The following is an 18,160-nucleotide window of genomic DNA, read 5'->3' as shown; positions in this document are numbered from 1 at the left end:
GCGGGGAAGAGACCAGATCTGGAATCTTCTCCGCTTCTCTTTTTCTCTGGAAGCAGACTTAGGAGGTCACTTCCTCAAGTTCGAGTTTCGGGGATGCCATCAGTGAGTAGTTCGTGTGGTAGATGACAAAGCCCGGTGCACCGCCAGCCGCCTTCTTGACGTGCTTGCGCTGGATGTAGTCGATCTCGACCTTCTCGTTGGTGCGTCCCTTCGAGTACCAGGCAGCGAGGGCACCGGCCTCCTCAAAGACGCGATCCGGAAGTTCTTTTCCCTCGGTGCGTACAACGACGTGAGAACCCGGGATTCCTTTCGCGTGGAACCACCAGTCGTTGCCGTTTGCGATCTTGAAGGTCACTTCCTCGTTCTGGTAGTTGTTCTTGCCGACATAGATGTCAAAGCCATCAGAAGAGCGGTAATGATACGGACGGCTCGTGATCTTCGGCTTCTTTGCGCCGAACGGACGCTTCTTGATGAAGCCAAACTCGGAGAGCTCCTCCTTGATCTGAACGAGGTCTTCCTCCTTGACTGCGATGTCGAGGGCGGCGCTGATTGACTCGAGGTGATCGATCTCCTGCTTTGTCTCAGCGGTCAGATCGGTCAGAGCTTCAAACGTTCTCTTGAGCTTGTTGTATTTGCTGAAATATTTCTGTGCATTTTCCTGAGCGGAAAGCTGAGGATCAAGTGGGATCTTCACCTCTTTGTTCTCATAGTAGTTTAAGCATTTGAGCTCCTTCTCTCCGCCGGAGAGCTCGTAGCCGTAGGTATTTAAGAGCTCGCCGTAAATTTTGAACTTGTCGCGCTTTTCGGTGTCCTTGAGCTGGCGAAGCTGAAGATCGTACTTCTTGTAGTTTCGCTCGAGAGCGGTCTGGACGACACGGCGCAGATCAACGGACTTCTGGCGGATTCGCGTCAGGATGCTCTTCTCTGCATAGTAGGACTCGAGAAGCTGGCTGATGTTCTCAAATGTCTTTGCGGTGTAGGTCGCACTGTCAAAGCAGGTCAGTGGAACTGACGCAAACTCAACCGGCTCCCCGCCCTTGTAGATGACATTCGGCGTGAAACGTCCCTCTCTGACGTCATCGATCATCAGCGAGAACATGTGATAGAGATGAGTCAGCTCTGCTTCGCTCAGCTCGTTTGCGGAGCGGTCGGCGTCGATCGAGGCAATGTGACAGAGCTCCTCGCCGATGATCGGGCTGATACCCGTGAGTTTCTGGTAGAGTGCTTTCTGGATCGGGAGCGGGGCAGAGTGGATCAGCTCAGTAAATTCGGCTTCGGTTATGCTCAACGGATCGGACTTCTCCGTCGTGTGCGGGATGAAGTAGGGGCGACCCGGCAGAACCTCGCGCACGGAGCTGACCTGAGCGGAGATGTGCTTGATGCTGTCGAGAATCGTGCCATCCTCCTTGCAGAAAATGATGTTGCTGTGTTTTCCCATCAGCTCGACGATCAGGCGTTTGCGTCTCAAATCCCCGAGTTCGTCGAGGTGCTCGATCTCAAAGTCGATGATTCGCTCAAGACCAGGCTGGCTGACCTTCACGATTCTTCCGGTGCCGATGTGCTTTCGCAGGAGCATGCAGAAATTCGGGGCCGTCAGTGGGCTTGGCTTATTCTTGTCGGTGAAGTAGACGAGAGGAAGGCTTGCACTTGCCGAGATCGACAGACGCAAGGTCTCCTTGTTATTTTTTACGGTAAAGAGAAGCTCGTCCTTCTCCGGCTGAGCGATCTTGTTGATCTTTCCGCCCTCGAGCTTCGTCTTGATATCATGAACCAGATTTGCAATTACAATTCCGTCAAATGCCATATGTTTATACCTCGTGTGATTTGCTTGTTACTAGAATGTAACCATTTTATTATACAGGATTCGCATTTGAATTTCAAGTTGACTTGCTTTTCCATTTGCCTTATAATGATTATTATCTATGAGTGTCTGTATATTTCTGTCCCGGTCTCTGTTTGATTGTCCGGGAATTTTGACTGGAAAATTTTGACCTGAGATTTTGGAATTTTTGGAATTTTAGGGATCTTAGGATTTTGGAGTTCTGGAATTCTTGAATTCGGAACAGGAACCAAAAATCGGGGAGACAGGAACGTTAGGCAGACTCATTTAAGATAGCCAAGATGGCTAAGACAGCAAATATGCATATCGCAGACAAAGGAGCAATACGATCAGATGATTAAGAGCATGACCGGATTCGGAAGGTGTGAGGTTGTCACATCAGAGTGCAAGATCTCTGTGGAGATAAAGGCGGTGAATCACCGGTATCTGGATCTGAGCATTAAGTTGCCGAAGAAGTTCAATTACTTCGAGGCTGGAATAAGAAATCTTCTCAAGAATTATATTCAGAGAGGAAAGGTGGATGTCTTTATCTCTTATGAGGACTACACCGAGGGAAATCTCTGTCTTCGCTACAATCGCTCTCTTGCAATGGAATATATGGAGCATTTCAAGAAGATGGAAGAGGAATTCGGGATTCCGAACGATGTGACGGTTTCAAAACTCGCATCTCTGCCGGAGGTTCTTGTGATGGAGCAGGAGCCGGAGGACGAGGATGCGATGTGGCGTCAGCTCTCCGCCGTCGTCGAGGAGGCTGCAAAGAAATTTGTGGAGTCCCGCGTTCAGGAGGGAGAGAAGTTAAAGGCAGATCTCCTCGGAAAACTTTCCTATATGGAAGAGCAGGTGGACTTCATTGTGGAGCGCTCCCCGGTGATTTTAAGCGAGTATCGCCAGCGCCTTGAGGACAAGGTGAAGGAACTTCTCGCCGGAGCCGTTTTGGAAGAGGGACGGATCGCCACGGAGGTGACGCTCTATGCGGACAAGATCTGTGTGGATGAGGAGATGGTTCGTCTGCGCAGTCACATTTCTGCAACCCGCAAGGAACTCGAGACCGGTGGAAGCGTCGGAAGAAAGCTCGATTTCATTGCACAGGAGATGAACCGGGAAGCAAACACGACACTCTCAAAGTCGACCGATCTTCAGACGTCTGACTGCGCGATTGCGCTCAAGACCGAGATCGAGAAGGTGAGAGAGCAGATTCAGAATATTGAGTAAGAAGGAGCCGAGAAAGATGAGTCAGAAGGGATTGTTGACGGTTGTTTCCGGATTTTCCGGAGCTGGCAAGGGCACGCTGATGAAGGCACTGCTTGCAAAGTATGCAGACCGCTATGCGCTGTCGATCTCTGCGACCACGCGCGGACCGCGTGAGGGAGAGCAGGATGGACGGGAGTATTTCTTCCTGAAAAAAGAAGAGTTTGAGCAGATGATCGAGGAAGATGCCCTGATTGAGCATGCACAGTATGTGGGAAACTATTATGGAACCCCGAAGAAGTATGTGATGGAACAGCGGGAAGCTGGAAAGGATGTTCTTCTCGAGATTGAGATTCAGGGTGCTCTGAAAGTGAAGGAGAAGTTCCCGGATACTCTGCTGATCTTTGTTACTCCTCCGAGTGCACAGGAGCTTGAGTCTCGTCTGCGCGGTCGCGGAACGGAGACGGCTGAGGTCATTGAGAAGCGTCTTGCCCGTGCGGGTGAGGAGGCTGTCTACATGGATCAGTATGATTACATTCTGGTCAATGACGATTTGGACACCTGCGTGGAGGAGCTTCACCATCTGATTCAGTCTCAGCATGCGAGAAGCGAGGAGAACAGGGAGTTCTGTGCACAGATGAATCAGGAGCTTCAGGTTTATCGCAAGTAAAAGCAAATAAAATTAATATTAATATGTCAGCGCAGGACGCAAAAAGCGCCTGTGGAAAGGAGATTTTTCTATGTTACATCCGTCTTATACAGATTTGATCAATGCAGTAAACAGCGATGTGGAGCCGGGCGAGCAGCCGGTTGTACAGAGCCGTTATTCCATCGTTCTTGCAGCTTCCAAGCGCGCAAGACAGATCATCGGTGGAGATGATCCGCTCGTTGCAGCAGCACCGGGAAAGAAACCGCTTTCCATCGCAGTTCAGGAGCTGTACGAGGGTCGCGTAAAGATCCTTGGCGATGTAGAGTCCGAAGAGGATGAGGAGGAGACCAGAGAGGAGTACCTCGAGCTTGAGAAGAACACCGCTACCCTGTCTTACATTGACGAGAGCGCAGTTCGTGCAGCTGAGGATGCATCCAATGTCGTTCTTGAGATGGCAACCGAGGAGGCTGCTGGCCTGATCGGCGAGATGGCTCTGAAGAATCCGGCTCACATCGGCGAGTAAGGGGAAGTCTGACAGAGCAGTACTCAGTGAATCGTTGACAAATCACTGCCAGATTGGCAAAAGAAAAGGGTTCTAAGAATTCTAAGAATAAGAATCCTGACAGAGAGAATTTAGAAATAAAGGGGGGAGCCGTCTCATGATATTTATCCGAGATGGCTTTTTCCATAGATACAGAAAAATAAAAAATTTATAACAAAAAAGAATTTTATACAAAAATAAGCGAAGAACTTTATAAAAAAATATAAAAAATAAAAAGAGTTCCAGTGATACAAAGAGATAGAGAGATTAGGAGTATTTGGTATAGATGAAAATTTTATGTGTTTCCCTTGGCTGTGACAAGAACCTGGTAGATACCGAGATGATGCTTGGTCTTCTGAATAAGGACGGATACAGCTTTACCGATGATGAGAACGAGGCGGATATCATTGTGATCAACACCTGCTGTTTCATCAATGACGCAAAGGAGGAGAGTGTCAACACGATCCTCGAAATGGCGGAGTTAAAGAAGACCGGCAAGTGCAAGGCTCTGATTGTAACCGGATGCATGGCACAGCGCTATAAGCAGGAGATCATCGATGAGATCCCGGAGGTAGACGGAATCCTCGGAACTTCCACCTACGATGAGATCTCTGCTGTCTTAAAGAAAGCTCTCGGCGGAGAGCACGGTGTGAGCTGTTTCCACGATCTCAATGCACTTCCGGAGGTTCAGACCGAGCGTATGCTGACGACGGGTGGTCACTATGCATTCCTGAAGATTGCAGAGGGCTGTGACAAGCACTGCACCTACTGCATCATCCCAAGCCTGCGCGGAAATTACCGCTCTGTTCCGATGGAGAGACTCTTAAAGGAGGCGGAGAGCCTTGCAGAGAAGGGTGTGCGCGAGCTGATTTTAGTCGCTCAGGAGACGACCCTCTACGGCGTGGATCTCTACGGAAAGAAGATGCTTCCGGAACTGCTTCACCGCCTCGCACAGATCGCGGGCATTTACTGGATTCGCATTCAGTACTGCTATCCGGAGGAGATCACCGATGAGCTGATCGAGACGATCCGCACCGAGGAGAAGGTTTGCCACTATCTCGACATTCCGATCCAGCATGCGAGCGACAACGTACTGAGACGCATGGGACGCCGGACAAATCAGGCTCAGCTTCGCGAGATGATCAGCAAACTCCGCACCGCAATCCCGGATATCGCACTCAGAACGACGATGATCGCAGGATTCCCGGGCGAGACCGAGGAGGATCATGAGGAAGTGATGCGTTTCGTCGATGAGATGGAATTTGAGCGTCTCGGTGTGTTTGCATACTCCGCGGAGGAGGATACTCCGGCGGCAACCTTCCCGGATCAGATTGACCAGGAGGTCAAGGAGGAGCGCCGTGATGAGATCATGGAGCTTCAGCAGGAGATCGCGTTTGAGAAGTCTGAGTCGATGGTCGGTCGTGTGCTTGATGTGATGATCGAGGGCAAGGTCGCAGACGAGCCGGCATATGTGGGACGTACCTACATGGATGCTCCGGGTGTGGACGGATATATTTTTGTAAATACCGGTGAGGCAATGATGTCCGGTGATTTTGTGAGAGTAAAGGTAACTGGTTCTTCAGATTACGATTTGATCGGGGAGGTCTACAATGAATCTGCCGAATAAACTTACGGTAATGCGTGTGATTCTGATTCCGTTTTTTGTGGTGAGCCTGCTTGCGTTTAATGGTCAGGTTCAGTTTCTGAGAAATCTGGCATGTGGAATTTTTATTGTTGCAAGTCTGACGGACATGCTCGATGGAAAGATTGCAAGAAAATACAACCTTGTGACAAACTTTGGAAAGTTTATGGACCCGTTGGCAGACAAACTTCTTGTCTGCTCGGCGCTGATCTGTCTGATTCAGCTTGGACAGATGCCGGCATGGATGGTCATTGTGATCGTCAGCCGAGAGTTCATTATCAGCGGTTTTCGCCTTGTGGCAGCGGAGCAGGGAATTGTGATTGCGGCAAGCTACTGGGGAAAATTTAAGACCACGTTTCAGATGATTGCAGTGATTTTGATGATTGTCAATCTTCCGGTGCTTCACCTTCTGACTCTGGCATGCACCTGGATTGCACTGATTCTGACAGTGGTATCTCTTGTGGATTACATTTCAAAGAACCATCGGGTTCTGACAGAAGGAAGGATGTAAAAACATGACAGCGGAACTGATTGCAGTAGGAACCGAATTGCTTCTTGGAAACATTGTGAATACGAATGCGCAGTATCTCGCACAGCAGTGTGCAAATCTTGGAATTTCGATCTATTACCAGACGGTTGTAGGAGACAACCATGACCGCATGGCAGAGACCATAAAGACGGCGCTTGATCGCTCGGATGTTGTGATTCTGACCGGAGGCCTTGGACCGACGGAGGATGATCTGACGAAGGAAGTCTGTGCAGAGATCATGGGCTTTGAGCTTGTGGAAGACCAGCACACGAGAGAGCGGATCGAGGAATATTTCCGTGGAGGAATCTACAAGGAGATCCCGTCAAACAACTGGAAACAGGCGATTGTTCCGGATGGGGCGACCGTGCTTGACAATGATAACGGAATGGCACCGGGACTGATCATGGAGAAGAATGGCAAGACTGCAATTCTCCTTCCGGGACCGCCGAACGAGCTGGTTCCGCTGTTCAAGAACCAGGTATATCCGTGGCTTAAGGAGCGTCAGCCGGAAGTTCTTCGCTCCCAGATGATCAAGGTCTGCGGAACCGGAGAGAGTCAGGTGGAGAGCAAGCTGATCGATCTGATTGACGGTCAGACAAACCCGACGATTGCAACCTATGCAAAGACCGGAGAGGTTCATATCCGCGTGACCGCAAAAGCATCGACGGAGGAAGAGGCAAAGAAGCTGATGAAGCCGGTAGTCAAGGAGATCAAGAACCGTCTCGGCGACCTCGTCTACTCGACGAAGGAGGACGAGACGCTTGAGATGGCAGTCGTTCGCCTGCTCAACAAGTATGAGCTGACGGTGACGACCGCAGAGTCCTGCACAGGCGGACTTGTCGCAGGTCGCCTTGTCAATGTGCCGGGCGCGTCGGAGGTCTTCAATCAGGGATTTATCACTTACTCGAACAAGGCAAAGCGCAAGTATCTCGATGTGAGCAAGAGCACACTGAAGAAATACGGGGCAGTCAGTCCGCAGACTGCGCGCGAGATGGCGACCGGAGGCGTGTTTGCAACGGATTCCGATGCCTGCGTCGCCGTGACCGGAATTGCCGGACCGGATGGGGGAAGCGAGGAGAAGCCGGTTGGTCTTGTCTATATCGCGACTTACATGAAAGACAAAGTCAATGTCGAGAAGTACCAGTTTAAGGGCAACCGCGAGAAAGTCAGAGAGCAGGCGGTGATGCGTGCGCTCGATCTGCTCCGCCGTTCGATTCTTGATAATTATCGTTAATTATCATTCATTACCGTTAATTGCTATTAATTACCATTACTATTAATTACTGTTACGGTTCATGGATTGCATTGCGAAATAAAAAGGAATTGTATTACCAATAAAAAGAAAAATGGGGGATTCGGAGATGGCAAATCAGTGGAGAAAACTCAGCTCGTCCGCGTATGGATATTCGCTGGCGAGACTTGCGTTAAATTCCTGTATGTTGTGTGATGAGGAGACAGATCCGGAATTTGTGGGATTTAGCACGGACAAGGAAACATATGAACCTCTGGTGGAGACGCTTGTAAAACTTTTAAAGCGTTTCTGTGAGGGGGAAAGCTCTGCGGAACTTACGCAGGAGGCACTTGATCTGAGAGAGGCTTGCAGAAAACAGATGGAGACGCTTATCGGATTTGTGGATAATTTCCGCACCTATGAATACGTCTTCAACCGCATGGAGCGCAAATATCTCGATGATATTCCGACTGTGGAAGATTCCGACGAGGAGTTTTTGAGACGACTGGTTCACTATATCACGGATGTGGAAGATGGGGCGACGATGAACCAGCGAATCCAGCTGGTGATCCGTGAGCTTCCGGTTCGCATGACGAGACAGAAGTTTTACAGCATTCTCAGAGAGTCCCTGTCTGCCTATATCGGTTCAGACAAAGAAAGTCTTGATTCCATCATGTACTTTGTGCGCTCTGCGAGTATGTTGGAGATGATCGAAGAGCAGAAGAGCCAGAAGCCGGAACTTGCGGAATTGTTGGATCAGCTGAGAGAACAGAACTTCTCCGATATGCCGAAAGAAACGTATTTGAAATTTCAGGGAAAAATCGCAGAAGTTGGATCACAGCTCTCAGATGAGACCGATCTCTTCCGGGATCTTCAGGAGATGGCAAATGATCTCTGCGTAGTCTGCCTGTGCAAACCGTCTGCGGTTCGTGACGCAGTGGAAGAACAGCATGTCGGTGCAATTTTGCGAGCCGTCTGCGACGCCTGGGAAAAGAAGGAAGAGATCGCAGAGAATGTTTTTGAAGAGCTTGAGGCACTTGAGGGTGTCCAGGAAGAGTATTTTGAGAAATATATGCGCATGGATTTCAAGGACGACTCCTGGGAGAACGAGGAGCAGGCTGCGTTGGCATTTCGCGTGGTGAGCCTGATCTCAGACAGCCCGTTTGCGATTCTTGAAAAAGCGGAGTCTGAGGGCGAGGTTGACCGTGTGATGCTTGACCGAACGGTGGATGATTTCATCGCAGAGGTTGACCCGCTCTTAAAGTCTCTTCCGAAACCGGTCTCCCGTGCAATCATGGCGGGGGTTCTGGGCGTGATCCCATTCTGCTTTAATTCCACTCAGGAGCTGTTTGAGTATGTGAAGAACAGTCTGGAAGGCTGTTCCGACTGGGCGGAGAGGGAGACGAGCAAGGAACTTCTGGAAATGTTGATGGAAGAAGAGGATTATGATCTGGTATAAACATCTCTACATCGGAAAAAAGGCATCGAGACGGCGCTTCGCGATTCTTCAGGGAATCCGGAACGGAAAGATTCAGCCGGAGGTCTATGTGATTACTCCGCCACAGAATGGGAATAATGTGCTTGATATCTATCCGTCTGCGATGCTTCTGCTTCCGCCGTACCGGGATCAGGAGCATCTGCTGATCGGAGTTGCCGTGACTTACTGGGAGGCGCTTGAGGTTGTGCGTCGGATTGTGGATGATATGTACCGGACGACCGGAGGGTTTGACTGGAGAGCGTTTGTCTCAGATTCTTTGGATTCTTCGGACTCTTCGGATGACGTAGATTTCTCGGATTTCTCAAATTTTTCGGAAGATTTGGATTTTTCAGAGGCTGATTCGAAAGAATCTTTTGAGGATGGTTTTTCAGAGCATAATTCAGAACAGAACCGTTTGGATGAGGACGGGGCGGAAAAGGAAAATTAACGGATGCTGGCTGTCATTTTTGGAATCTTGAAAATTCTTGGACTGCTGATTCTTGGAATTCTCGGATTGATTTTACTCGTGTTGTGTCTGATCTTGTTTGTGCCGATCTGTTACCGGGCTGAGCTGTCTCTCTATGAGAGATTTCAGGCAGAAGCCACGGTGAGTTGGCTGTTTCGCGCGATTTCTCTGACGGTTCGGCGCAGGGAAGCCACGGAGATTTCTCTGCGGATTTTTGGAATTCCACTTGGAAAGAAAGAGAAGGCTGAGGCTGTTGCGGTTGAGAAAGAGCAGAGCAGAGTTTCAGAGGAGGCGAGAAAAGTCTCATCGAAGAGCACGACCAAGCGTGTGACAGCACAGCCGAAAGAAGAACAAAAAGAAAAGAAATCGGGGAATCCGCCAAAGCCGGAACGGTCGGAGATCGCGGAAACGTCGGGAGTAGCCAAGAAGTCAGAAACCGTCATAAAAAAATCAAAACAGCCGAAACAGGAAAGGAAATCAAAGGGCGAGAATACCCAGACAGAAAAAGAACCGACAAAAGCGAAGAAACCGATAAAAGCAAAGGCACGGGAGAAGGCAGTCGAAGAATCGAAAGAGCCTGCGAAGAAAACAACAACCGAGCAGAACAAAAAAGAATCAAAGCAGAATAAAAAAGAATCAAAACAGAACAGCAAAGAGTCAAAATGGAAAAAGGTTTTGGTTTCCCTGAAAGAGATTCCGGAAAAGATAAAAACGTTCCAGAGAGGTCTTCGAGCACGTTTTGGTGGAATCAAAAAACGCCTGCTTGGAATCGGCTCGAATCTTCAGGAGTTGAATGAGAAGAGAAAGCGTCTGATGGAATTTCTTCGGAAGGAAGAGAACAAGCGAGTTTTTCGGCTCTTGAAGCGTCAGCTTGTTCGGTTTCTCCGCCACGTTCTCCCGCGGAAACTCTCCGGAAAGCTGAGGTTTGGTCTCGGAGATCCTTATCTGACGGGACAGGTGCTGACAGTCGTCAGTCCGTTTTATGGATTTTATGGAAGAAATTTTGCATTGACACCAGTCTTTGACGCGGAGGAGCTGGTGCTTGAGGGTGAGGGAACGTTCAGAGGACGAATTCGAATCGGGACTCTGCTTTGGATCGGACTCAGGATTCTGATTGATAAAGATGCCCGGAGACTGTGGAAGACATGGAGAAATTCTCGCAGATAGTTTCTTAGAGAGGGCAGATCTTAAGGAGGAATAGCGATGGCAGATAATCATTTTGCAGAGACAGTGGAGGCACTGTTTAAGGGAATGGATCAGTTTGTGACGACGAAGACGGTTGTGGGCGATGCGGTGAAGGTGGATGATGCGATCATTCTTCCGCTTGTGGATGTGACCTGCGGAATGGCTGCCGGATCGTTTGCCGACAATGCAAAGCAGAACGGCGGAGGCGGTATGAGTGCGAAGATGAGCCCGAGCGCAGTTCTCGTGATCCAGAACGGAGTGACGAAACTTGTGAACATCAAACAGCAGGATGCTGTGACGAAGATTCTTGACATGGTGCCGGATTTCGTGAACAAGTTTACGGGCGGACAGAAGGAAGTCTCAAAGGAAGCTGTCGAGACCGCAGAGACGATCGCTGAGAATGCAAAAGAAGTGACCGAGAAATAAAAAGATCATAAAAGGATCATCAAAAGATCATCAAAGGGTCATCGAAGAGAAAAAGTCACAGAAAAGAAAAAACAGATGCGAAAGAGAAGGACATCAACAAGGTAAGGGCAGGACAGAGAATAAGACCAGAAATACGACTGAAGATAAGACTAACGAAAGATAAGACCAGAGATAAGATGGAAGCATGAGACTGCGGAATCGTTTTATGGACACTTGCATATGGTGATAGTATCAGAAGAAAAAGGATCAAGGATAATGTTTGATCCGTTGATTCGATCCCATCATATGAGGAGGAATCCATGAAGCGAGTCTGTGGTCTGATGCTTTTTTGTTTTGGAATGGGAATGACCCTGTTACTTTTTATCCCCGAAACTCTGACAACCCTGATTTTTATCATCGGATGTCTGACGCTCGGGTATTATCTGTTTGCATGTTGATTGGTTGGAAGTGTTATGATGTTAGAAACTGAGAAAGACAATTCAGTTAGCCCATGAGCCCATGAAAATTGGTTCATAAAACGCAAAAAAGCTGTCAGCCCAAGTGGACTAACAGCTTTTTAAATGCCATAAATTAAGCACGCTCTACTAAGCCAGAACGTAAGCAAGAAGTACAAACGTACATCTTCTTAGCGCCGCCGTTTACCTTAACCTTGACAGATTTAACGTTTGCTTTCCAGATCGCGTTGGATCTTCTATGGGAATGGCTCACATTATTTCCGAAGTGAGCAGCCTTTTCACAGATTGCACATTTAGCCATGATTGCACCTCCTTCACCGCTACTTGCCTCCGGGTGGAGGCTACAACAAATGTATGATAACAGAAGTTCGACATTTTTGCAAGTGAAATTTGAAAAAAATCAAAAAAAATGTAACAAGAAAACTTGGAATGGACACAATATCGGGTGTGTGGTATACTTATTTAGTTAAAAGATGTCTTGAATTTGGATTTTGGCGTGAGATCATGGTAACTTTCTAAGAGTTACGAGGTTACAAAATTACAAAGTTACGCGCTTTATTGGTATCGCGTTAAAATCTGTGTAGGTAGCTGTGAATGTCAAGAGGCAGACAAGGAAGATGAGGAAGACATAGAACAGTTACTCGGTTAAGAAAAATTGCGACCCGGGGTGGGCTTTGCCTGATCAGGCTGGTTACATCTTTCGGGCGCGGAAAAATAAAAATGGAGGGATGGCTATGAAAGGACACATCAACAACAAACTTGGCGAAATCCAGATCAGTTCAGATGTTATCGCCCTTTATGCAGGTATGACAGCAGTGGAATGCTTCGGAATCGTCGGAATGGCGGCAGTGAGCATGAAAGACGGACTTGTAAAACTGCTTAAAAGAGAGAGTATCACACACGGAATTACGGTGAGTGTGGAGGACAACCATATTTCCCTGGACTTCCATGTGATTGTGGCTTACGGAGTCAGCATCTGTGCAGTTGCAGACAACCTGATTGCCAATGTGAAATACAAAGTAGAAGAATTCACCGGAATGGAAGTTGACAAGATCAATATCTATGTAGAAGGTGTACGAGTAATTGATTGATAAGAATGAAGGAGGAAGCATACCGGTGAGTATGAAGGATATTGATGCACATCTGTTACAGAGAGCATTTCTCTCTGCGGCAAAAGGATTAGAGGCAAAGAAAGAATGGATTAATGAGTTGAACGTATTTCCGGTTCCGGATGGAGATACGGGAACAAACATGACGATGACGATCATGTCAGCAGCGCGTGAGGTTGCAGGCATTGAACAGCCGACGATGGAGAACCTTGCAAAGGCGATCTCCTCCGGTTCCCTGCGCGGTGCACGCGGTAACTCCGGTGTTATTTTATCTCAGCTTTTGCGCGGATTTACGAAGGAGATCAAGACTGTGGACAAGATCAATGTCACAGTTCTTGCGAATGCCTTTGTTCGTGCAACTGAGACGGCTTACAAGGCAGTTATGAAGCCGAAGGAGGGCACGATCCTGACCGTTGCAAAGGGAATGGCAGACAAGGCAGTGGAGCTCGTTCCTCAGACCGATGATGTCATTGAGTTTGCAGAGAAAGTCATTGAGCAGGGCGATTATGTGCTGAGCCAGACTCCGGAGATGCTTCCGGTTCTGAAACAGGCAGGCGTTGTGGATTCCGGTGGTCAGGGTCTGATGCAGGTGCTCAAAGGTGCACTTGACGGCCTGAACGGCAAGGAAGTCGACATGAGCATTCCGGCATCCAACGGTGCTGGCGTTTCTGCGATGACTGCAGGAAAGAGCGCTGCCGGTTCTTCCGATATTGAGACTGCGGATATCAAGTTCGGTTACTGCACCGAGTTTATCATCAACCTTGAGAAAGAGTACACCGAGAAGGATGAGCATGAGTTCAAGGCATATTTGGAATCTCTCGGTGATTCGATCGTTGTCGTTTCTGATGATGATGTCGTGAAGGTTCATGTTCACACGAACGATCCGGGTCTTGCAATCCAGAAGGCACTGACTTACGGTTCTCTGTCCCGCATGAAGATCGACAACATGCGCGAGGAGCATCATGAGCGTCTGATCCAGAATGCAGAGAAGCTCGCAAAGGAGCAGAAAGAGCAGGAGGATAAGGAAGCGCAGGCAAAGGCGAGTGAGGAACCGCGCAAGCCGGCAGGATTTATTGCAGTTTCCGTTGGCGAGGGACTCAGTGAGATCTTCCGCGGAATTGGAGCAGACTACATCATCGAGGGTGGTCAGACGATGAACCCGAGCACCGAGGATATGCTCTCTGCAATCGAGAAGGTCAATGCAGATGTGATCTACATCCTTCCGAACAACAAGAACATCATTCTCGCAGCAGAGCAGGCAAAATATCTCGTCGAGGACAAGAAGATTGTTGTCGTTCCGTCCCGCACCGTTCCGCAGGGAATCACGGCTCTGATCAACTACATTCCGGATCAGACCCCGGAGGAGAACCTTGAGACGATGAAGGATGAGATGGCGCGCGTGAAGACGGGTCAGATTACTTACGCAGTCCGCAACACGAACATCGATGGCATGGAGATCCATGAGGGCGATATCATGGGAATCGGTGATCATGGTATGCTCACGGTCGGCACATCGATCGAGAATGTCGCTCTCGACAGCCTCAAGGCAATGGCAGACGAGGAGTCCGAGCTTGTGACGATCTACTACGGCAGTGATGTGAAGGAAGAGGACGCTCAGGCACTCTTAGATAAGGCAAAAGAGGCATTCCCGGATCTTGAGATCGAACTTCAGAATGGCGGACAGCCGATTTATTATTACATGATTTCTGTGGAGTAATTTTTTATGAATCAGGAACCTATTACGAGTTTAAAGGGCATCGGTGAAAAAACCGGTGCCCTGTTTCGAAAATTGGGAATTGAGACCGTGGACGATCTGCTTCACGACTATCCGAGAGGGTACGATTCCTACGATCCTCCGACGCCGATTGAGTCGGTGCGGGAGGGCGAGATTGTGGCAGTCTCTGGCGCTCTCTTAAAGACCGCGTCGGTGCGTCGGTTCAAACAGATCGAGTTGACGCTTGCCTCGGTCAAGGACCGGAGCGGAGTCATGCAGTTGACGTGGTACCATATGCCATATCTGCGCGCAACGCTCCAGATGGGAAAACGCTTTGTCTTTCGCGGAAAAGTCGTGAAAAAGGGAAGCCGTCTCGAGATGGAACAGCCGGAGATCTTCTCACCCGAGGATTATGAGAAAGTCATGGGCTCGATGCGCCCGGTCTACGGTCAGACAAAAGGACTTGGAAACAAGGCGATTGTGCGCGCGATGGAGGAAGCCTTTGCCCGTCACACGATGGAGCGGGAGTATCTTCCGGAAGATCTGCGGAGCCGTTATGAGCTTGCAGAGTACAACTATGCGCTCGAGCACATTCATTTTCCGGCTGACCGCGCGGAACTTCTGATGGCGAGAAAGCGTCTCGTCTTTGATGAGTTCTTTTTCTTTTTGTTGGCGGTGCGAAGACTGAAGGAAAAGCGTCAGGATCAGACTTCCTCATTTGTGATGCATCATGTGGAAGCGGTTGACGAGCTTGAGGCGCGTCTGCCGTATGCGTTGACCTCAGCGCAGAAGCGCACACTCACTGAGGTGCAGAGAGATCTTGAGAGTGGTCTTGTGATGAACCGTCTCGTTCAGGGCGATGTCGGTTCGGGAAAGACTGTGATTGCGATCCTTGCGCTTCTTCAGACCGCATACAACGGTTTTCAGGGCGCGCTGATGGCTCCGACAGAAGTTCTTGCAAGACAGCATTTTGAGTCGATGCAGGAGCTGTTTGAAGTGTGGGGAGTCACAAAACAGGTTGTGCTCGTGACCGGATCGATGACGGCGAAGGAGAAGCGGGAGGCATATAAGAAAATCGCATCTCACGAGGCGGACATCATTGTCGGCACGCATGCACTGATTCAGGAGAATGTCCACTATGACAATCTTGCGCTCGTGATCACCGATGAACAGCACCGTTTCGGTGTCGGTCAGAGGGAAGCACTCGGTCAGAAGGGCGCTGAGAGTCGGAAAGACCTGGCAGGTACCCTGCCCCATGTGCTTGTGATGAGTGCGACGCCGATCCCGAGGACGCTTGCGATCATTCTCTACGGCGATCTCGACATCTCAGTGATCGATGAGATGCCGGTCGGTCGTCTGCCGATCAAAAACTGTGTCGTCGATACGGGATATCGCGATCGCGCCTACCAGTTTCTGTCAAAAGAGCTGGGCGCCGGGCATCAGGCATATGTGATCTGTCCGATGGTCGAGGCGAGTGAGATGATCGAGGCGGAGAATGTGCTCGATTACACGAAACTTCTGCGGGAACGGATTCCGGGCGCGCGGATCGAGTATCTTCACGGTCGGATGAAGGGCAAAGAGAAGAATAAGATCATGGAGGCATTTGCATCCGGCGAGATCCAGATCCTCGTGTCGACGACGGTTGTCGAGGTCGGAGTCAACGTGCCAAATGCGACAGTGATGATGATCGAGAATGCGGAGCGTTTCGGTCTCGCCCAGCTTCACCAGCTTCGCGGGCGCGTCGGGCGCGGAAAAGCACAGTCCTACTGCATCATGGTCAACGGTTCGGATCAGGATGGGACACAGGAACGCCTTGATATTCTCAATCGCTCAAACGACGGATTTTATATTGCATCGGAAGATCTGAAACTGCGAGGCCCCGGAGATTTCTTCGGCATGCGCCAGAGCGGAGATCTCGAATTTCGACTGGCAGACATTTTCACGGACGCGGATCTCTTAAAGACCGTCGCAAGAGAGGTCGACGAGCTGTTAAAGTCGGCTCCGGGACTTGCAGATCCAAAGCACGAGGCACTTAAAGAGCGGATGGATGCATATGTGAGCAAGGGGTATGAGAAGTTGAATCTGTAAGGGGATGCTTAATCAAAGTTAAGATAAAAAACTTCACTTGACAAATTTGAAATTCGGGCTTAAAATGCACTTAACAAAACAAACCAAAACCAAACAAACCGATGAGAAAGACGAGTAGGCTTTCCTCTAAAATCACAGAGAGTTGCAGATGGTGGGATTGCAACATGGCGGAGATTGTTGAATGGACTTTCGAGGGCGATTCTGAAACTGAGAACAGATCATCAGAACTTTACTTTTTTACTTTTAGTAAGATTGCTTTTGATGAATGAGGATCGGGAGTATGGAGCGACGGAAACTGTGACCGTTATCTGACAGCGCATATGCATGTATGTGAAAAAAGAGGGCTATTGCCAATTTGAGTGGTACCGCGGATTAAGTGAATGTGAATTCGTCTCAGATACAGGAAACTGTATCTGGGACTTTTTTTATTTTATAGGAAATTGCGTCTTATCATATTATTCAAAATTTTAGGAGGAAAAAATTATGAAAAAGAGAAATGTGAAAGCAGTGATTCTGGCGACAATGGCGATGGCAGTACTTGCAGGATGTTCTTCCTCAAAGAACACTGAGACGACAACGGCTTCTTCGGAAGTAAAAGAGACATCTGCGGAGTCCAAGGCAGAGGACGGAAGCAGTGCAGAGAGCAGTAGCGCAGGGGAAGATACCGGTGTGGCAGAGATCGCAGATGGCGATTTCACCGTAGGAATCGGTCAGTTTGCAGAGCACGGTTCTCTTGACAACTGCCGAATCGGTTTCCTTCAGGGACTTGCAGATGAGGGTATCGTCGAGGGCAAGAACCTGACCGTCCTTTATGAGAATGCACAGGCAGATGGCGGTACCGCAAGCCAGATCATGGACAATTTCCTTGCAAAGAAGGCAGATCTGATCTGCGCGATTGCAACTCCGATTGCACAGAGCGCATACAGCTCCGCAAAGAAAGATGGCGTTCCGGTTATCTACACCGCAGTAACTGATCCGGTCGCAGCAGAGCTTGCAAATGCAGATGGAACTCCGGTCGGAGAGATCACCGGTACAAGCGACAAGCTCCCGGTTACCCAGCAGCTTGAGATGATCCGCAAAGTGCTTCCGGATGCAAAGACGATCGGCATCATGTACAGTACAAGTGAGATCAATTCCGTTTCCGCAATCGAGGAGTACAAGGCAGCAGCAGGCGATTACGGATTTGAGATTGTGGAGAGTGGTATTTCTTCCACCGCAGACATTCCGTTGGCAGCAGACAATCTGGTTGAGAAAGTAGACTGCATCACGAACCTGACCGACAACACCGTTGTAAGCTCTCTTCCGGTTATTCTTGACAAGGCAGGAAAGAAGAACATTCCGGTGTTTGGAAGTGAGGTTGAGCAGGTAAAGATCGGATGTCTGGCAGCAATGGGACTTGACTATGTGAGCCTTGGCGAGCAGACCGGTAAGATGGCAGCTCAGGTATTAAAGGGTGAGAAGAAGGCAAGCGAGATGAACTTTGAGGTTATCAAGGAAGCTGCTTTCTATGGCAACACAAAGGTGGCAGAGAACCTTGGAATCACCCTGCCGGATGAGCTGACGGAGAGTGCAGCAGGACTCTTCGATGAGATCAGCACAACCTCAAAGTAAGTAAAGGAA

General features: G+C 49.2%; 16 protein-coding genes and 1 pseudogene. 15 read left to right on the top strand and 2 right to left on the bottom strand.

Annotated elements, in window-relative coordinates:
- Positions 1 to 58 precede the first annotated feature (58 nt).
- Positions 59 to 1,804, bottom strand: a complete 1,746-nt coding sequence (locus tag ACR0QT_RS03190) for an Rqc2 family fibronectin-binding protein (RefSeq protein WP_432629454.1) — start codon at positions 1,802 to 1,804, stop codon at positions 59 to 61.
- 369 nt (positions 1,805 to 2,173) lie between these two features.
- Here ACR0QT_RS03190 and ACR0QT_RS03185 point away from each other — a divergent pair, with 369 nt between their 5' ends.
- The 11 genes and pseudogenes from ACR0QT_RS03185 to ACR0QT_RS03135 all read left to right on the top strand — a co-directional run bounded on the left by ACR0QT_RS03185 (position 2,174) and on the right by ACR0QT_RS03135 (position 11,611).
- A complete protein-coding gene (locus ACR0QT_RS03185; RefSeq protein ID WP_308451461.1) occupies positions 2,174 to 3,052 on the top strand; it encodes a YicC/YloC family endoribonuclease in 879 nt (292 codons plus the stop codon).
- A gap of 16 nt (positions 3,053 to 3,068) precedes the next feature.
- A complete protein-coding gene (gmk, locus tag ACR0QT_RS03180; RefSeq protein WP_432629453.1) occupies positions 3,069 to 3,698 on the top strand; it encodes a guanylate kinase in 630 nt (209 codons plus the stop codon).
- 70 nt (positions 3,699 to 3,768) lie between these two features.
- Positions 3,769 to 4,023, top strand: a pseudogene (gene rpoZ, locus ACR0QT_RS03175) (DNA-directed RNA polymerase subunit omega); the annotation flags it as partial.
- Positions 4,024 to 4,504: 481 nt separating this feature from the next.
- Positions 4,505 to 5,845, top strand: a complete 1,341-nt coding sequence (gene rimO, locus ACR0QT_RS03170) for a 30S ribosomal protein S12 methylthiotransferase RimO (protein ID WP_432629452.1) — start codon at positions 4,505 to 4,507, stop codon at positions 5,843 to 5,845.
- The gene (gene pgsA, locus ACR0QT_RS03165; RefSeq protein WP_432629451.1) at positions 5,829 to 6,371 is read left to right on the top strand and encodes a CDP-diacylglycerol--glycerol-3-phosphate 3-phosphatidyltransferase; all 543 of its coding nucleotides are present in this window, start codon (positions 5,829 to 5,831) and stop codon (positions 6,369 to 6,371) included. Before rimO ends, pgsA begins: the two co-directional genes overlap by 17 nt.
- 4 nt (positions 6,372 to 6,375) lie before the next feature.
- Positions 6,376 to 7,623, top strand: coding sequence for a competence/damage-inducible protein A (locus tag ACR0QT_RS03160; RefSeq protein ID WP_432629450.1), 1,248 nt, complete (start codon positions 6,376 to 6,378; stop codon positions 7,621 to 7,623).
- Between the two features lie 127 nt (positions 7,624 to 7,750).
- Positions 7,751 to 9,079 (top strand): hypothetical protein, encoded by a 1,329-nt coding sequence (locus ACR0QT_RS03155; protein WP_432629449.1) that lies wholly within the window; start codon positions 7,751 to 7,753, stop codon positions 9,077 to 9,079.
- Positions 9,066 to 9,545: a hypothetical protein gene (locus tag ACR0QT_RS03150; protein ID WP_432629448.1), complete on the top strand. Its 480-nt coding sequence runs from the start codon at positions 9,066 to 9,068 to the stop codon at positions 9,543 to 9,545. The genes ACR0QT_RS03155 and ACR0QT_RS03150 overlap by 14 nt, the downstream gene beginning before the upstream one ends.
- Positions 9,546 to 9,548: 3 nt before the next feature.
- On the top strand, positions 9,549 to 10,730 hold the full coding sequence (locus tag ACR0QT_RS03145; protein WP_432629447.1) for a hypothetical protein: 1,182 nt from the start codon (positions 9,549 to 9,551) through the stop codon (positions 10,728 to 10,730).
- Between the two features lie 36 nt (positions 10,731 to 10,766).
- A complete protein-coding gene (locus ACR0QT_RS03140; RefSeq protein ID WP_432629446.1) occupies positions 10,767 to 11,174 on the top strand; it encodes a GerW family sporulation protein in 408 nt (135 codons plus the stop codon).
- Between the two features lie 299 nt (positions 11,175 to 11,473).
- A complete protein-coding gene (locus ACR0QT_RS03135; RefSeq protein ID WP_432629445.1) occupies positions 11,474 to 11,611 on the top strand; it encodes a hypothetical protein in 138 nt (45 codons plus the stop codon).
- A 133-nt stretch (positions 11,612 to 11,744) separates the two neighbouring features.
- Here the strand turns inward: ACR0QT_RS03135 and rpmB are convergent, their stop codons facing one another.
- The gene (gene rpmB / locus ACR0QT_RS03130) at positions 11,745 to 11,930 is read right to left on the bottom strand and encodes a 50S ribosomal protein L28 (RefSeq protein WP_118533668.1); all 186 of its coding nucleotides are present in this window, start codon (positions 11,928 to 11,930) and stop codon (positions 11,745 to 11,747) included.
- 433 nt (positions 11,931 to 12,363) lie between these two features.
- On the opposite strand from rpmB, the gene ACR0QT_RS03125 reads away from it, so the two are divergent.
- The 4 genes from ACR0QT_RS03125 (at position 12,364) to ACR0QT_RS03110 (ending at position 18,151) form a co-directional block, all read left to right on the top strand.
- On the top strand, positions 12,364 to 12,720 hold the full coding sequence (locus ACR0QT_RS03125) for an Asp23/Gls24 family envelope stress response protein (RefSeq protein WP_177977329.1): 357 nt from the start codon (positions 12,364 to 12,366) through the stop codon (positions 12,718 to 12,720).
- A 31-nt stretch (positions 12,721 to 12,751) separates the two neighbouring features.
- Positions 12,752 to 14,455 (top strand): DAK2 domain-containing protein, encoded by a 1,704-nt coding sequence (locus ACR0QT_RS03120; RefSeq protein WP_432629550.1) that lies wholly within the window; start codon positions 12,752 to 12,754, stop codon positions 14,453 to 14,455.
- Between the two features lie 6 nt (positions 14,456 to 14,461).
- On the top strand, positions 14,462 to 16,540 hold the full coding sequence (recG, locus tag ACR0QT_RS03115; RefSeq protein ID WP_432629444.1) for an ATP-dependent DNA helicase RecG: 2,079 nt from the start codon (positions 14,462 to 14,464) through the stop codon (positions 16,538 to 16,540).
- A gap of 483 nt (positions 16,541 to 17,023) precedes the next feature.
- Positions 17,024 to 18,151 carry an ABC transporter substrate binding protein gene (locus ACR0QT_RS03110; protein WP_432629443.1) on the top strand — a complete coding sequence of 376 codons (1,128 nt, stop codon included), beginning with the start codon at positions 17,024 to 17,026 and terminating at the stop codon, positions 18,149 to 18,151.
- Positions 18,152 to 18,160: the final 9 nt, after the last annotated feature.

It is taken from the genome of Brotaphodocola sp. (assembly GCF_050873365.1).
GTDB lineage: Bacteria > Bacillota > Clostridia > Lachnospirales > Lachnospiraceae > Brotaphodocola.
Note: the sequence above shows the minus strand (reverse complement) of the source record. Positions and strands in the feature narration are given on the sequence as shown.

Excerpts from the sequence above, each read along its gene's own strand:
- ACR0QT_RS03135 (WP_432629445.1), top strand. The coding sequence starts at position 11,474 with ATGAAGCGAGTCTGTGGTCTGATGCTTTTTTGTTTTGGAATGGGAATG.
- ACR0QT_RS03145 (WP_432629447.1), top strand. The coding sequence starts at position 9,549 with ATGCTGGCTGTCATTTTTGGAATCTTGAAAATTCTTGGACTGCTGATT.
- ACR0QT_RS03120 (WP_432629550.1), top strand. The coding sequence starts at position 12,752 with ATGAAGGATATTGATGCACATCTGTTACAGAGAGCATTTCTCTCTGCG.
- ACR0QT_RS03110 (WP_432629443.1), top strand. The coding sequence starts at position 17,024 with ATGAAAAAGAGAAATGTGAAAGCAGTGATTCTGGCGACAATGGCGATG.
- ACR0QT_RS03155 (WP_432629449.1), top strand. The coding sequence starts at position 7,751 with ATGGCAAATCAGTGGAGAAAACTCAGCTCGTCCGCGTATGGATATTCG.
- ACR0QT_RS03150 (WP_432629448.1), top strand. The coding sequence starts at position 9,066 with ATGATCTGGTATAAACATCTCTACATCGGAAAAAAGGCATCGAGACGG.
- ACR0QT_RS03140 (WP_432629446.1), top strand. The coding sequence starts at position 10,767 with ATGGCAGATAATCATTTTGCAGAGACAGTGGAGGCACTGTTTAAGGGA.
- rpmB (WP_118533668.1), bottom strand. The coding sequence starts at position 11,930 with ATGGCTAAATGTGCAATCTGTGAAAAGGCTGCTCACTTCGGAAATAAT.
- gmk (WP_432629453.1), top strand. The coding sequence starts at position 3,069 with ATGAGTCAGAAGGGATTGTTGACGGTTGTTTCCGGATTTTCCGGAGCT.
- ACR0QT_RS03190 (WP_432629454.1), bottom strand. The coding sequence starts at position 1,804 with ATGGCATTTGACGGAATTGTAATTGCAAATCTGGTTCATGATATCAAG.
- ACR0QT_RS03160 (WP_432629450.1), top strand. The coding sequence starts at position 6,376 with ATGACAGCGGAACTGATTGCAGTAGGAACCGAATTGCTTCTTGGAAAC.
- recG (WP_432629444.1), top strand. The coding sequence starts at position 14,462 with ATGAATCAGGAACCTATTACGAGTTTAAAGGGCATCGGTGAAAAAACC.
- pgsA (WP_432629451.1), top strand. The coding sequence starts at position 5,829 with ATGAATCTGCCGAATAAACTTACGGTAATGCGTGTGATTCTGATTCCG.
- ACR0QT_RS03185 (WP_308451461.1), top strand. The coding sequence starts at position 2,174 with ATGATTAAGAGCATGACCGGATTCGGAAGGTGTGAGGTTGTCACATCA.
- ACR0QT_RS03125 (WP_177977329.1), top strand. The coding sequence starts at position 12,364 with ATGAAAGGACACATCAACAACAAACTTGGCGAAATCCAGATCAGTTCA.
- rimO (WP_432629452.1), top strand. The coding sequence starts at position 4,505 with ATGAAAATTTTATGTGTTTCCCTTGGCTGTGACAAGAACCTGGTAGAT.